The organism is Cryobacterium glaciale (genome assembly GCF_004402535.1).
GTDB lineage: Bacteria > Actinomycetota > Actinomycetes > Actinomycetales > Microbacteriaceae > Cryobacterium > Cryobacterium glaciale.
In genome coordinates, this window is the sequence record NZ_SOEY01000034.1 from 131,420 (window position 1) to 145,928 (window position 14,509).

A 14,509-nucleotide genomic window follows, 5' to 3' on the forward strand; every position below is an offset into this window, starting at 1 on the left:
ATGCCGGACACCTCGCCGCACCTTTCGGGTCGCGCCCCGCAGATCCGTGCCGTGCACATTCGCGCCCGCGACTGGGGCTGGCGCCACGCCGGTCGCCACAATCAGGCGGTGTCCAGGCTCGACCTGCAAATCGAGCCTGGCGAACGGGTTCTGCTGCTCGGGGCGAGCGGCGCGGGCAAAAGCACCCTGGTGCACGCCCTGGCCGGGGTGCTCGGCGACGCTGAGGACGGTGACGAAACGGGCAGTCTGCTCATTGATGGCCGCCCCGCCGCGGAGGCGCGCGGACGGGTGGGCCTCGTGCTGCAAGATCCCGACTCCCAGGTCGTGCTGGCCAGGATCGGGGACGATGTCGCGTTCGGCTGCGAAAATCTCGCCGTTCCGCGAGCTGACATCTGGCCGCGGGTGCGGCAGGCTCTCGCCGAGGTCGGCCTGGACCTGTCCCTCGACCATCCCACCTCGAGCCTGAGCGGTGGGCAGAAGCAGCGTCTGGCCCTGGCCGGCGTGCTCGCTATGCGGCCGGGACTGCTGCTGCTCGATGAACCGACCGCGAACCTTGAACCGGGCGGCGTCATCGAGGTGCGCGACGCCGTGGTCCGCTCGCTCGACCACTCCGGGGCCACCTTCGTGGTCATTGAGCATCGGGTCGAGGTCTGGCAGGACGTCGTCGACCGCGTCATCGTGCTCGATCCGTCTGGCGGTGTGCTCGCGGACGGTCCGACCCGCGAAATCTTGTCGAGCCAGGGCGAACGGCTGGCGCAGGCCGGCGTCTGGGTACCGGCCCTGCCGCCCCGATTTCCGGTACGGCACCCGATGCGTGCGTCGCAGACCCTGCTACGGGCGGAGGGACTGCAGGTCGGTCGCGTTCCGTTTGGCCGGCGCACGGCATGCGTTGTCGCTGACGGAATCAACCTCGGCCTGCGTGCCGGCACGGCGACCGTTGTGACCGGGCCGAACGGCGCCGGCAAATCCACCCTCGCCCTCACCCTGGCCGGATTGCTGCGGCCGGCCGGGGGAGCGCTGCGCGCGAGCGACGAATTTGCGGATGGCATCCCGGCCGAGCCGCACCGGTGGCGCTCGAAGCAGCTGCTCACCCGGATCGGAACGGTGTTCCAGGACCCGGAGCACCAGTTTCTGGCCGCCACGGTGCGGGATGACCTGCTGATCGGACCGCGCGCCCTCGGGCTCAGCGTGGCCGAGCAGACCGGCCGGGTCGACGAACTGATGCACCGGCTGCGACTCGATCACCTCGCCGACGCCAACCCATTTACCCTGTCAGGCGGCGAAAAGAGACGGATGTCCGTCGCCACCGTTCTCGCCACCCGCCCCCGCCTGCTCGTGCTCGATGAGCCGACCTTCGGACAGGATTCCCGCACCTGGCAGGAACTCGTGACCCTGCTGGCCGAGCTGCTCGATGAGGGCACCGCTCTCGTCGCGGTCACCCACGACGCCCAGTTCGTCAGCGCCCTCGCCGACGAGGAATACCGGCTGGGCGCTCCCGACGCGATTCGGCTCGGGGCGGGAGCGCTGTGAGCCTGCTGACCCCGACGATCCGCCCGAGCGTCGTCGCCAGACTCAACCCGGTGGCCAAGCTCGCCGTAGCCCTCATCGTGAGCTGTGCGCTGCTGCTCTCGATCGACTGGGTCTCAGCGGGGGTCGCCCTGCTGCTCGAGGTCGGGCTTTTGCTCTGGTGCGGCCTGAGCGCCCGACAATTCTGGCTGCGAACCGCGCCGGTCTGGATCGCAGCCCCGATGGCCTCCATTACGACGGTGCTCTACGGCGAAGACTCCGGCGCGCTGCTCTGGCAGTTCGGATTCATCTCCGTGACCGAGGGCTCAGCTCAGCTGGGCCTGGCGATCGGGCTGCGCGTGCTCGCTATCGGCCTGCCCGGCATTGTCTTATTGGCCACGACAGACCCGACCGACCTTGCCGACGGACTGGCCCAGGTGGTGCGCCTGCCGGCTCGTTTTGTTCTTGGCGGCCTCGCTGGACTTCGGCTCGTCGGCATGTTCATCGAAGACTGGCACTCGCTCACCCTCGCCCGCCGAGCTCGCGGGGTCGGCGACGGCGGCGGCCTGCGTGGGGCCGCCCGGCGGTTCTTCGGCCCGGCCTTCTCCCTGCTCGTCATCTCGGTGCGTCGCGGTAGCAAACTCGCTACGGCCATGGAGGCGCGCGGCTTCGGCAGCGACGAACCACGCACCTGGGCCAGGGAATCCCGATTTCGGGTAGCGGATGCCGTTCTCGTCAGCATTGGATTCGCGATTACCGGCATCGCCATCGGCGTTGCGGTGAGGGCCGAGACCTGGAGTTTCATCCTTGCCTGAGATACAGCGCGAGGCGCTGCTGGCACCCATTCTGCAGGCGGTGGCCGCTGCCGGGCCGAACCCGGTGGTGCTCATCGACGGGCCGAGCGGTGCGGGTAAGAGCACCCTCGCCGACGCCCTCAGACAGCATTGGCCGGGCACGGTCCACCCGCAACTCGTGCGGATGGACGACATCTATCCCGGCTGGGACGGCCTGGACGCGGCCGTTCGGCACCTGCACCGGTACGTTCTACAACCGCGACACGAAGGGTTGCCCGCGGCCTGGCAGCGCTACGACTGGAGCGAGAACGAGGCGGCGGAGTGGCATCCGCTTAACGCGGCCCGCCCACTGATCGTGGAGGGCTGTGGAACCCTCGCGGCCGAGCATGAACCGCTCAGCCACGTGCGGGTCTGGCTGGCGGCCGACGACGCGCTGCGCAAACGACGTGCGCTCGAGCGCGACGGAGAAGCGTTTCGCGCCCACTGGGACCAGTGGCAGCAGGAATGGGCCAGCTATCTCGAGCAGGAAACCCCTGAGGGTCGTGCAACCGTGCGGTTACGGGCGGGCGCCTAACCTGCCGCAGAGGACTAGATTGTCTGCCATGAATAGTCCTGACAGCGAAACCCCGACCATGTATATCGCCGAGTTCATCGACGGCCCGCTCGAGGGTCAGATTGATTCTCGGGCCCTCGTGCGCGGCAAACACGCGCCCCGAATCAGCATGGTCGCTGCCGTCGGCGGCCTCGAGTCGGTGTTCTGGTACGACGAGGTCGACGAGCGCGACCTGAACGGGCAACGTCGCGTGCGCTACGCCTTCGACAAGGGCGAGAGCGACCCGGTCGACACCGAGGTCGAACCGCTCTAGCCGGTCTTACTGCTCGAGCAGGGCCGTGATCATCACGATCGGATGCAACAGCCGCCAGCCCGGCCCCGGGTCGGTGATTCCTTCACTCAGTTTGAGGGCGGCTGAGACCTGCTCCCCGGCGACGGTGAGGCGCACCTGGCCGACGTTCGCGCCGGTGCGGGCCGTGGCGAAGTCCTTGAGCGTGACCGTCGCGGCCGCCGGGGTGGCCGCTTGCCAGGCATAGCGGGTACGTGAGACGCCGACTACGGCCGAGGCCTCGTCACCCCACGCCGATTCAAACGTCGCATAGGCATCACCCGCGGCCAGAACCGGCAGCGGACCCACTCCAGCCCGTGCGCTCGCCATGAGGGCGGTCAGGTCCGCCGTGAGCGCGTCGTAGGTCGGTTCACCGATGTAGGCGCCCGAGAACGTAAAGCTCGAGGCGCCGTCACTCACCTGGGCGGTGAACAGAAAACACACCCCCGCGGCGTCCGTATAACTGCGCGAAATGCCCGTGATGCCTTCCTCGGGCAGATATGACGTGGTGTTCTCGACCCCACGACGGTTCGCCAGAGCGGATGCGGGACTCGCCAGCATCGCAGACACCACGGGGTCGGTCGCGGCGAGCCCCGCGAGGTGGGCGAGGTCGGTTGCGGTGCCGGCGCTGGCATCGTGCAGCCCGGTGGCGTCGACGACGGCCGTGCCGGTGAGCCCGTTCTCGGCGAGCCAGGCGTTGGCGGCGACGACGTAGGCGTCGACCGAGCCGAACGCCCAGCGGGCCACACTGTCGGCGTGGTTGTTGCTTGACCCGAGCAGCAGCGCCTGCAACAGCTCCAGCTCGGTCCACTGCTCGTCGGCGAAGACCGCCACCGAGCGGGCACCGGCCTTGTCGTAGTCCAGGTAGCTCTGAAAGTCTGCCGCCGTGAGGGTCACACGGGGGCCGGACTCACCGGCCACGATGGGTTTGGCGTCGAGAACGACGAGGGCGGTCACGACCTTGGCGATGGAGGCCATCGGGAGCGCCTCAGTGGTGCCGGCCACGGCGATCGGCGGTGGCACCGCGGTGCCGGTCGAATCTGCTCCGGTCGCGCCGGTCGACGTCGTTCCGGAGGCCGAGCTGGTCGTGGCGGCCAGCACGGCGATGGCGCTCGCGCCGTTGGCGGAGAGGGTCGGGGGAGTCGGCGCGGTGACGCTGTCGCCCGGGATGCTTTTTGTGGCGGTGACGGCCGGCAGGGGCCCGAGCAGCGTCGCCGGGCCGTACACGCCCACGGCGAGAATCACCACGGTTCCGACCAGGATGCCGACGAAACGGCCGGGGCGGAAGGAACTCATGCCCCAAGGCTAGACCGCGGGAGGCTAGCCCCAGCCGAGTTCGTGCAGCCTGTCGTCATCAATACCGTAGAAATGCGCGATTTCATGAACCAGAGTGATGTGAATTTCATCGTGCAGGTCGTCCAGGCTCTCACAGATCGCCAGCAACGGCTCGCGATAGAGCACAATGCGATCGGGCATCTCGCCAAAGCCGTACTGGCCACGTTCGGTGAGGGCAACCCCGTCGTACAGGCCCAGGGTGTCGAGGGTACCGTCCTCGGGACGGTCTTCGACCACGAAGATGACGTTGTCGAGGCCATCGACCATGTCGTCCGGCAGCAGATCGAGCTCATCGACGACAAGGCGCTCGAATTCAGTCGCGCCGAGTTCTAGCATGCGGCGTTCAATATCGCGACCTGCTCCCGACCACCAGACGACGGCCAGGGGCGGACGTGCTGGGTTTCATTGGGGTGAGTAACGGGGATTGAACCCGCGACCTCCTGGACCACAACCAGGCGCTCTGCCAACTGAGCTATACCCACCATGCGTCCCCACGTCTACAACGCGGGGCAACTCAGCAATCCTATTACACCTCGGAGGCGAATAAGTGCACAACATCGGCCGCGTGCGACTTGGCTTCGTCACTCGTCGGCCCCGGGTCGGCCACGAACACCGTCTGGCGGTAGTACGCGAGCTCGCGGATCGATTCGAGAATGTCGGCCAGGGCCCGGTGTCCGCCATCCTTGGCGGGGGCATTGAAGTACACCCGCGGGTACCACCGGCGGGCGAGTTCCTTGATCGATGACACATCGACGTTGCGGTAGTGCAGCTGGTTGTCGAGCCTCGGCATGTAGCGGGTGAGGAAGGCACGGTCGGTGCCGATGGAGTTGCCGGCGAGCGGGGCTTTTTGCTCGGCCGGGATGAATTTCAACACGTATTCGAGAACCAGAAACTCGGCCTCGGCGGCGCTGACACCGTTCGGGATCTCGGTGATGAGGCCGGAGGAGGTGTGCATGTTGCGCACGAAGTCGCCCATGTTCTCGAGGGCCGAATCGTTGGGCTTGATGATGATGTCAAGGCCGGGGTCCAGCACATTGAGGTCGTAGTCGGTGATGACGACGGCAATCTCGACGAGCTCGTCGCGGTCCAGATCGAGCCCGGTCATTTCGCAGTCAATCCAGACCAGGCGGTCGGGACTCTTCGACGTGGGGGAGGTCGCGGGGGAGGTCGTCGGGGCTTCATCAGTCGTGCTGTTCGTCATGCCCCGAGTCTACCGGGGGCCTGCGACACGGCCTGTAAACTTGAACTACCGAACTCAACGCGCTACCTGCGAGGCCCTGATGGAATTCACCCTGTATTCGTCGTCATTCTGCGAACCGTGCATGCAGACGCGGGCGGTGCTCGCCGAAGCGAAACGACTGGTCCCGGGTGCAACCGTGCGCGAAATCGATGTCGCCGGTGCTCCGGAGCAAGCCGAGGCGCTGCTCATTCGCAACACTCCCACGGTCATCATCACCAACAGCTCAGGCACCGAGGTCTTTCGCGCGGCCGGAGTACCCACCCTCGCTCAGGTTCTCGTCGCCGCAGCCAAGGCGCTCTGAGCCGGCCCTAGGCCGGGGCTTCGTCTGCGACGTTGCCGAGTGCTGCCCGGCTCTGGGGCGAAATGATCCCGCCGTAGTACTCGATGACGAAGGACCGGGCCAGGCGTCCGGCGGTCGCTCCGTCTCCCGCCGAGATCGCGGCCAGAATCTCACGATCGTGGGCCAGCGACAGTTCCATCCTGGCCCGGGAGTCGGGTGCGCGATCGAGTTCGTCGGTGACCATGTCGATGAGGGCACCGCGGGTGGCCTCCCCGCAGATCTGCAGGAGCTGATTCTGGCTGGCCGCCCACACGCTCACGTGGAAGGCGACATCCGCTCGGCTGAACGCGATCGGTCCGTGGGCCACTTCCGTCTGCATCGCGTCGACGGCCGAACGCATCGCCTGCAGCTGCAGCTCGGTGCGGTGCTGGGCGGCCAGGGTGCAGGCGGTACCCTCCAGCATGATGCGAAACTCGACGAGCTCCGACAGGGCGATGGTTTCCAGGCGCACCAGACGGCTGACGGTTTTCGTCAGGATAGCGGGCGAGGCCTGCAGCACTTCGGGCCCGCGCGGGTCGCCAGGGCGCGAGCGCACGAGTCCGGTGCTCTCGAGCACACGCAGGGCTTCACGAATGGTCGACCGGCTCACCTCGAAAGTCAGCATCAACTCGCGCTCGCTCGGCAAGCGATCGCCGGGGCGGAGTTCCCGCTTGCTGATGGCAGTCTCGATTTGTTCGACGACACGCTCGTAGGCCTTGACGGTTTTGACGGCGGTAAATGCGGCTTTGTGGGTCATCTGCACTTCCTCGAGGTTGCGACCCAGAGCCAATAGAAGCGGCGCCAATGTCGGGGTCGATCTTGACGATCTGAGATCTACATGTAAAGCTGACTTTGGTACAGAGTGTACTGGTCTGACCATGTGTTTCACCGGTATGCACAGCACATTTCCACGGCATTTCTTGCAGTATTGTTGGCCGAGCTTCGTGGGGCCAGCCGAACCAGAGGGGCACGTTCGAATGAGGGCACACACCCGGCGACGCATGTTCGCCAGCCTTGCCACGGTCATGGTCGCGTCCATGGCCCTGGTCGGTTGTACCAGCGGGTCGACGACCGCCGAAGGGGAGCCGGACACGTCGTTGACCGTTGGCCTGCTGGCCACTCCCGGCAACCTCGACTACACCACGACCGCCGGTGCCGCGATCCCGCAGGCCCTCCTCTACAACGTCTATGAGGGGTTGGTGAAACTCGACAACGAAGGCACGATCATTCCACTGCTCGCCGAGTCGTGGACGGTCAGCGACGACGGGCTGGTCTATGACTTTCTGCTGCACGACGGCGTGACCTTCTCCGACGGTTCGCCGTTCACCGCGGAGAGCGTCAAGTTCAGCCTCGAACGCGTCAAAGACAACTGGACCGCCAACGGACCCGCGTACCTCGACCCGATCGCCAGCATTGAGGCGGTCAGCGCCACCGAGGCGCGCATCACCCTGTCGAAGCCGAGCAACAGCTGGCTGTTCAACATGAGCGGCCCGGTCGGCACCATGTTCACCGAATCCGGCCTTGCCGACCTCGCTTCCGCTCCGGTCGGTACCGGTCCGTACACGGTCAGTTCGTTCAAGACCGGTGACAGCCTCGTACTCGCCGCCAACGCCGACTATTGGGGCGAGGCCCCCTACATGACCGACGTGACGCTGCGCTACTTCACCGACGCGACCGCGCAGACCAACGCGCTGCTGAGCGGCGACATCAACCTCATTTCGGGCATCTCGCAGTTCCAGCTGGTCGACCAGTTCAAGTCCAACACCGACTTCCAGGTGCTCGAAGGCGCCAGCACCGGTGAGGTCACCCTGTCGATGAACAATGCCAGCGATGCCTTCAGCGACGTTCGGGTGCGGCAGGCGGTCATGTATGCCATCGACCGCCAGGCGGTCATGGACACCGCGAACAGCGGCTACGGCCTGCTGATCGGTTCCATGGTGCCGCCAACCGACCCCTGGTATGACGAGAGCCTGGCCGATCTCTACCCGTATGACCCCGACCAGGCCACCGAGCTCCTGGCCGAGGCCGGAGTCAGCGACCTGACCGTCGCCTTCAAGATTCCCAACCTGCCCTACGCCGTGGCCGGGGCACAGGTCGTCAAGGATCAGCTCGCCAAAGTAGGCATCACCGCCAACGTGACGGCGCTCGAATTTCCGGCGGTCTGGCTCGATGAGGTGTTCTCCAACCACGACTACGACATGTCGCTCATCATGCACAGCGAGCCGCGCGACGTGACCGCCTTCGCCGCCCCCACCTACTACGCGGGTTACGACTCGCCCGCGGTGATGGCCAAATTCGCCGAAGCGGATGCCGCCGACGCGACCACCTACATCGAACTGATGAAGGAGGCCACGACGACCATGGCCGAGGAAGCCACCGCCGACTGGCTCTACCTGCAGCCAGCGATCTCCCTCGCCGACGCAGACCTGGTCGGGGTGCCGAAGAACACACCGAGCCTCGCGCTGGACCTGTCGACCATCGCACGGTAGGCACGTCCGGGCGGTACGCGTACCGTTGTTGTTCGAGCGGTGGGCGCGGCGCTGTCTGAGCGTCGCACCACCGTGAATCATCCAGAGGAAAGCCCCGCTATGGTCTTTGTGGTTTTGCGTCGCCTCGGCGTCTTCGCCACCACAGTGGTTGTGGCCTCGGTCGTGACGTTTCTGATGCTGTCCATTTTGCCCGGCAACGCCGCCCGCATCGCCCTTGGCGTGCAGGCGACCGAAGCGGATGTCGCGGCGCAGGCCACGGCCATGGGGCTGGACCGCCCCGCCATCGTGCGCTACCTGGACTGGTTCGGGCACGTGCTCATCGGCGATTTTGGCACCTCTACCGTGAGCCGCCAGCCGATCGGTCCCGAAATAACGGATGCCCTCGGTATCACGGTGATCCTCGTGCTCACCAGCGTCGTGCTGGCGCTGCTCTTCGCGATTCCGTTCGGAATCCTCACGGCGGTCAGGCAGCGGAAGCCCGACGGCGTCATTCTGTCGGGCATCAGCCAGATCGGCGTGGCCGTACCAGGGTTCCTGGCGGGGATGCTGCTCGTCACGGTCTTCGCCGTGACGCTTCGCTGGCTTCCGGCGGGTGGCTGGATCGACCCGGCCGAGGACTTCACGGGATTCCTCGAGCACCTCATCCTGCCGGCGATCGCGCTCGGCAGCGTGCAGGGCGCCGTGCTCAGCCGGTATGTACGCTCCTCGGTGTTGGAAGTGATGCGGGAAGACTTCATCCGCACCGCGCGAGCGAAGGGCCTCGGCGCGGGGCGGGCCCTGTTCTGGCACGGGCTGCGCAACGCGGCCGTTCCGGTGATGACCGTGCTCGGCCTGCAGATCGCCACCCTGCTGGTCGGTGCCGTCGTGATCGAGCGGGTCTTCAGCATTCCCGGCCTCGGCAGCCTGCTGCTCGACAAGGTCGCCCTGCGCGACCTGCCCGCCGTGCAGGGCATCGTGCTCGTGCTCGTCGTATTCGTGCTGCTGCTGAATTTTCTGGTCGACCTGGCCTTCACGCTGATCGACCCCCGACTTCGGAGCGCCGCATGACCGCGATAAAATCCGCGACCCCAACCCGCCGTCCGGCCGGTCATGGCGGCGGTGCCACGCTCTGGGCCGGCCTCGTGCTCATCGGCCTCGTGCTGGTGGCGGCCGTCGTGTCAGCGTTCTGGACACCGTTCGACCCGGAAGGGGTCTTCTCGGATTCCATCCTTCTGCCGCCCGGCGCGGAACATCTGCTCGGCACCGACAGTTTCGGGCGCGACGTGTTCAGCTCTATTCTGCGCGGTGCCCAGATCTCACTCCTCGTCGGCACCGTCGCGGTCGGAATCGCCGCGGTGCTCGGTGTGCCCTTCGGTATCGTCGCCGGCATGAATCCGGGTCGTCTCGACCAGTTCATGATGCGCGGCAACGACATCTCCCTCGCCTTTCCTGCCCTGCTGCTCGCGATCATCTTCGGGGCCATCTTCGGCGCCGGCACGGTCACGGCCATGGTCGCGCTCGGCATCGGCACGGCACCCGCTTTCGCCCTCATCGCCCGCAGCGGCACCATGCAGATCATGAGTCGCGAATACGTGCAGGCGGCCCGTGCCTCCGGCAAGGGCGGCCTCTTCATCGGCCTGCGGCACGTACTGCCCAACATCAGCGGCATGCTCATCGTGCAGGCCTCCGTGTCGTTTGGCATCGCGGTTCTCGCCGAAGCCGCCCTCTCCTACCTCGGGCTCGGCACACCGCCACCCACGCCGTCCTGGGGACGCATGCTGCAGGACGCCCAGGGGTACCTGTTCATCGAGCCTCTCCTCATCGTCTGGCCGGGAATCGCTATCGCCGTGGCGGTGCTCGGCTTCAACCTGCTCGGTGACGGCCTCCGCGACCGCTTCGATCCCAAAATGCAGGTGAAACGATGAGCGAGAGCACACCCACCCTCAGCGTGAAGGACCTGCGCGTCGGTTCACCCTTCAACGACCTGCTGCACGGCATCAGCTTCGACATCGCGGCCGGCGAACGCGTCGGCCTGATCGGGGAGTCCGGCTCGGGGAAGTCGCTCACCGCGACATCCGTTATGGGGTTGCTGCCGGAAACCCTTGCGGCCACCGGCACGATCCGCCTGAACGGCGTCGACGCCGACCTGCTCACCGCCGGCGAACGCCGCCTGAACTCATTGCGAGGCAACGCCATGGCAATGGTGTTCCAGGAGCCGATGACCGCCCTGAACCCGCTCATGCGGGTCGGAGCCCAGGTGGCCGAGATCATGACGGTGCACCGCACCGAGCGAGGTCGGCGGCCGGCTCGGGAACGCGCCGTCGAACTGCTGGCGCAGGTGAAACTACCGAACCCCGCTGAGGCGGCCCTGGCGTTTCCGCACCAGCTCTCCGGCGGGCAACGCCAGCGCGTCATGCTCGCGATGGCCATGGCCAACGACCCGCAGCTGCTGCTCTGCGACGAACCGACCACGGCCCTCGACGTCACGGTGCAGGCCGAGGTTCTGAAACTCATCGGCAACCTCGTTACCGAGCGGGGAACCGCGCTGCTGCTGATCACGCACGACATCGCGGTGGTCGCCGAGGTGTGCCAGCGGGTGCTCGTCATGCACCAGGGCAACATCGTCGAAGATGGACCGGTCGGGCGCGTGCTGACCGCGCCGCAGCATCCGTATACGCAGAAACTCATCGCGGCCTCCGACCTCTCCTCGGTCGACGACCGTGGCCGGCTGCACACCATGTCGATGCCGGTCATCAGCACCCAGCGCGTGGCACCGTCCTCACCCCGCCCGCTGCAAGCGGATGCCGCAGCAGCGCCGATCCTGCCGCCGCACCGCGCCGCACACCAGCGACTCGAACAGGGTGGCCCACCGGTCATCTTCAACGAGGTCGCCGGCAAACCGGCCATTTCGGTGCGCAGCCTCAGCCGTCAGTACCGGCGGCGCGGCGGCGGACTGTTCGCCCCGGCGCCGATCGTGCACGGCCTGCGCGAGGTGTCGTTCGACGTGGCCGAGGGTGAACGGTTCGGCATCGTCGGCGAATCCGGCTCAGGTAAATCCACGCTCATGCGCATCCTCTGCGCCCTCGACCAGCCTTCCGGCGGCACTGTCGACGTGCTCGGGCAGTCCATCGGTGGTGCCTCGGAACGGCAACTGCGTGACTTTCGGAGCCAGGTGCAGATCGTCTTCCAGGACCCGATGGGGTCGCTGGATCCGCGCATGAGGGTGCGCGACATCGTCGCCGAACCCCTGCGCCACATCGGCCGTGCCGAAGCCCTGGCCCGGGTCGAAGCCCAGCTCGCCGCGGTCGGGCTCGACGCCGACGTGATGCACCGGCATCCACACCAGTTCTCCGGCGGCCAACGGCAACGAATCTCCATTGCGCGGGCGCTCATCACCCGGCCGCGCGTGCTCGTGGCGGACGAAGCGGTCAGCGCCCTCGACGTATCGGTGCGGGCCCAGGTGCTCAACCTGCTCGCCGATCTGGTCGACGAATACCAGCTCACCCTCGTGTTCGTCTCCCACGACCTCGGCGTCATCCGCCACCTCTGCGACACCGTCGCCGTCATCTCCGACGGGCGCATCGTCGAATGCGGGCCCACCGCGAGCGTCTACGACCGCCCCCTGCACCCGTACACGCGGCAACTGGTCAGCGCGACGCCGTCATTGGACGAGCTGGCCCGCCGCGTGGTGAACTGACGCACCACAGCCTGATCTGCCCGCGCTATTGACCCATTGGAAGAGGCACCATGACCGAGACCGCGCCCATCGAATGCCTGCCGGCGACCGAACTCGTTCAGCGCTACCAGAGCGGCGACCTCTCGCCGGTCGAGGTGACGGCCGCGGTGCTCGACAAGGCCGAGCGCCTGCAGCCCGAGCTGAACTGCTTCTGGGGTCTCGACCGGATCGGGGCGCTCGCCGCGGCGGCCGCGAGTGAACGCCGCTGGGCGGCCGGAACTCCGCTCGGAACGATCGACGGCGTGCCGACCAGCATCAAGGAGAACGTCGCCGTGCGCGGCTTCAGCCAGCCGTCCGGCACCGCTGCCAAGTTCGACGCACCGGTCGCGACCGTCGACGGGCCGAGCACCGCGCGCATCAGGGAGGCCGGCGGTGTCATCTTCGGCGTCACGGTCATGCCCGACTACGGCATGCTGTCCTCCGGCGTCTCGAGCCTGCACGGAATCACCCGCAGCCCATGGAACCCGGCCTGGACGGTCGGCGGGTCGAGCGCCGGCGCCGGCGCCGCTGCTGCTGCTGGAATCGGCCCGCTGCACCTCGGCTCCGACATCGGCGGCTCGCTGCGACTGCCGGCCACCTGGCTCGGGCTCGTGACGTTGAAACCGAGTTTCGGCCGCGTCGCCGTCGACCCGCCGTACATGGGCCGGGTGGCCGGACCGCTCACCAGGACAGTGGATGACGCGGCCCTGTTCCTGGGAGTGCTCGCCCGGCCAGACCTGCGCGACTACACCAGTCTCGGCGATCAGCACCTGGACTGGACCGACGTGCACTGCGGCGAATCGGGTGTGGCTGGATTGAAGGTGGCCTTTCACCTCGCGGGCGGGGCCGGCCTCGCGACCGACCCGGAGGTGGCGGCATCCGTTCTGCGGGCGGTGGAACTATTTGCAGCCGCTGGTGCGATCGTCGAGGAGATCGCCCCGCCGATGACCGAGAAATACCTCGCCGACCTGGACCTGTTCCTGCGGGTGCGCTCCCTCGCCGACTATGAGGTGCTCGAACCGGCGCGGCAGGCGATGGTGCTTGACTTCATCCGGGACTGGGTGCTAGCCGGGGCAGGAGTGTCGGGCACCGAGGTGCTGCGGTGCTACCGGAGCATCCAGGACCTGCGCGCGGCGACCGTCGCGGCCACCGCTCCCTACGATGTGGTGCTGTCGCCGGTGTCGCCGGTCGCCGCCTTCCCGGCGGAATGGCCGATGCCGACCAACGACGCGGCCACCTCGCTCGATCACATCGCGTTCACCGCGCCGTACAACTTTTCGGAGCAGCCGGCCAGCTCGGTGAACTGCGGGTTCACTGCGGACGGACGCCCGATCGGGCTGCATATTGCCGGGCGTCGTTTCGAGGACCTCGCCGTGCTGCGGGCCACTCACTGGTATGAGCAGGCGCGGCCGGCAGCGGCAGCGCCGGTCTGGCCCTTTCACACCGCGGCCCAGCTGGCACGCTGACCGACCTGAGCTAGGCGTTCGGCGGATCGAAGCGGCCGTCGACGGCCGTCCAGCCGCCGTCGACGGTGAGCACCGACCCGGTGACGAACCGCGAGGCGTCCGACGCGAGATAGACCACGGCACCGGCCAGTTCGCTCGGGGTCGACCAGCGGCCGAGCGCGCTCTTGGCGGCGTAAGCGTTGTACCACTCGGGATCGTTCTTGATCTGGGCGGTCAACGGCGTCTCTACGACGCCGGGGGAGATCGCGTTCACCCGCACCCCGGCCGGCCCGTATTCGGCGGCGGCCGTGCGCAACAGCTGCACCAAGCCGGCCTTGGTCGCGGCGTAGACCCCCTGGCCGGGCTCGACCGTGACCGCCCGAATCGACGCGAAGCCGATGATGCTGCCGCCGCCGTTGGCCGCCATGTTCGGCGCGAAGGCCTGGATGAGCACGAAGGCGGCGCGCAGGTTGAGATTCACGACGCGATCGAACTCGTCGAGCGTGTAGTCCGCGATGCGCTTGCGCACGTTGGTGGCGGCAGTGAAGACGAGAGCCGTCAGGTCGGTCAGGTCGCGGGCAACGGCACGCACGGCGTCCTGGTCGAGAACGTCAAGCTGCAGCGAGCTGGCTCCGGCGCCGAGCTGCGCCGCGGTGGCTGCCGCGCTTGGGGCGTCCCGGTCGGCGCAGATCACCGTGGCGCCGTGGGCGTGCAGGGCCAGGGCGCTTTCCCGACCGATGCCGCTGCCGGCCCCGATCACGAGCACGCGGCGACCGGAGAACTGGAACAGTTGGGTGTAGTCCACG

The 14,509-nt window shown here is 67.4% G+C and carries 15 protein-coding genes and 1 tRNA gene; 10 read left to right on the forward strand and 6 right to left on the reverse strand.

What is annotated here, in order from left to right; all coding sequences use genetic code 11:
* The 4 genes from E3O06_RS16895 to E3O06_RS16910 are packed head-to-tail and all read left to right on the forward strand — an operon-like array spanning position 1 to position 3,166.
* Positions 1-1,530, forward strand: a complete 1,530-nt coding sequence (locus tag E3O06_RS16895) for an ABC transporter ATP-binding protein (protein ID WP_134504633.1) — start codon at positions 1-3, stop codon at positions 1,528-1,530.
* The gene (locus E3O06_RS16900; RefSeq protein WP_134504635.1) at positions 1,527-2,321 is read left to right on the forward strand and encodes an energy-coupling factor transporter transmembrane component T family protein; all 795 of its coding nucleotides are present in this window, start codon (positions 1,527-1,529) and stop codon (positions 2,319-2,321) included. Before E3O06_RS16895 ends, E3O06_RS16900 begins: the two co-directional genes overlap by 4 nt.
* Positions 2,314-2,874 (forward strand): AAA family ATPase, encoded by a 561-nt coding sequence (locus tag E3O06_RS16905; protein ID WP_241980356.1) that lies wholly within the window; start codon positions 2,314-2,316, stop codon positions 2,872-2,874. Before E3O06_RS16900 ends, E3O06_RS16905 begins: the two co-directional genes overlap by 8 nt.
* A gap of 28 nt (positions 2,875-2,902) precedes the next feature.
* Positions 2,903-3,166: a hypothetical protein gene (locus E3O06_RS16910; RefSeq protein WP_241980358.1), complete on the forward strand. Its 264-nt coding sequence runs from the start codon at positions 2,903-2,905 to the stop codon at positions 3,164-3,166.
* A 6-nt stretch (positions 3,167-3,172) separates the two neighbouring features.
* Here E3O06_RS16910 and E3O06_RS16915 read toward each other — a convergent pair whose 3' ends face one another.
* The 4 genes from E3O06_RS16915 to orn form a co-directional block, all read right to left on the reverse strand.
* The gene (locus E3O06_RS16915) at positions 3,173-4,477 is read right to left on the reverse strand and encodes a D-alanyl-D-alanine carboxypeptidase family protein (protein ID WP_134504637.1); all 1,305 of its coding nucleotides are present in this window, start codon (positions 4,475-4,477) and stop codon (positions 3,173-3,175) included.
* A gap of 24 nt (positions 4,478-4,501) precedes the next feature.
* Positions 4,502-4,852, reverse strand: a complete 351-nt coding sequence (locus E3O06_RS16920) for a metallopeptidase family protein (RefSeq protein WP_134504639.1) — start codon at positions 4,850-4,852, stop codon at positions 4,502-4,504.
* A 70-nt stretch (positions 4,853-4,922) separates the two neighbouring features.
* Positions 4,923-4,998, reverse strand: a tRNA-His gene (locus tag E3O06_RS16925).
* A 44-nt stretch (positions 4,999-5,042) separates the two neighbouring features.
* On the reverse strand, positions 5,043-5,717 hold the full coding sequence (gene orn, locus E3O06_RS16930) for an oligoribonuclease (protein ID WP_134504640.1): 675 nt from the start codon (positions 5,715-5,717) through the stop codon (positions 5,043-5,045).
* A gap of 79 nt (positions 5,718-5,796) precedes the next feature.
* Here orn and E3O06_RS16935 point away from each other — a divergent pair, with 79 nt between their 5' ends.
* The gene (locus E3O06_RS16935; protein ID WP_134504642.1) at positions 5,797-6,057 is read left to right on the forward strand and encodes a YbbN family protein; all 261 of its coding nucleotides are present in this window, start codon (positions 5,797-5,799) and stop codon (positions 6,055-6,057) included.
* 7 nt (positions 6,058-6,064) lie between these two features.
* On the opposite strand, the gene E3O06_RS16940 is transcribed toward E3O06_RS16935, so the two are convergent.
* Positions 6,065-6,832 (reverse strand): FadR/GntR family transcriptional regulator, encoded by a 768-nt coding sequence (locus E3O06_RS16940; protein WP_134504644.1) that lies wholly within the window; start codon positions 6,830-6,832, stop codon positions 6,065-6,067.
* Between the two features lie 220 nt (positions 6,833-7,052).
* Here E3O06_RS16940 and E3O06_RS16945 point away from each other — a divergent pair, with 220 nt between their 5' ends.
* From E3O06_RS16945 to E3O06_RS16965, 5 genes are all read left to right on the forward strand, one after another.
* Positions 7,053-8,564, forward strand: a complete 1,512-nt coding sequence (locus E3O06_RS16945) for an ABC transporter substrate-binding protein (RefSeq protein WP_134504646.1) — start codon at positions 7,053-7,055, stop codon at positions 8,562-8,564.
* Positions 8,565-8,663: 99 nt separating this feature from the next.
* On the forward strand, positions 8,664-9,611 hold the full coding sequence (locus E3O06_RS16950) for an ABC transporter permease (protein ID WP_134504648.1): 948 nt from the start codon (positions 8,664-8,666) through the stop codon (positions 9,609-9,611).
* Positions 9,608-10,468 carry an ABC transporter permease gene (locus tag E3O06_RS16955; protein WP_134504650.1) on the forward strand — a complete coding sequence of 287 codons (861 nt, stop codon included), beginning with the start codon at positions 9,608-9,610 and terminating at the stop codon, positions 10,466-10,468. The genes E3O06_RS16950 and E3O06_RS16955 overlap by 4 nt, the downstream gene beginning before the upstream one ends.
* On the forward strand, positions 10,465-12,240 hold the full coding sequence (locus E3O06_RS16960) for a dipeptide ABC transporter ATP-binding protein (protein ID WP_134504652.1): 1,776 nt from the start codon (positions 10,465-10,467) through the stop codon (positions 12,238-12,240). The genes E3O06_RS16955 and E3O06_RS16960 overlap by 4 nt, the downstream gene beginning before the upstream one ends.
* Before the next feature lie 50 nt (positions 12,241-12,290).
* Positions 12,291-13,724 (forward strand): amidase, encoded by a 1,434-nt coding sequence (locus E3O06_RS16965; protein ID WP_134504654.1) that lies wholly within the window; start codon positions 12,291-12,293, stop codon positions 13,722-13,724.
* Between the two features lie 10 nt (positions 13,725-13,734).
* On the opposite strand, the gene E3O06_RS16970 is transcribed toward E3O06_RS16965, so the two are convergent.
* Positions 13,735-14,508 carry an SDR family NAD(P)-dependent oxidoreductase gene (locus E3O06_RS16970; protein WP_134504656.1) on the reverse strand — a complete coding sequence of 258 codons (774 nt, stop codon included), beginning with the start codon at positions 14,506-14,508 and terminating at the stop codon, positions 13,735-13,737.
* Position 14,509 lies beyond the last annotated feature (1 nt).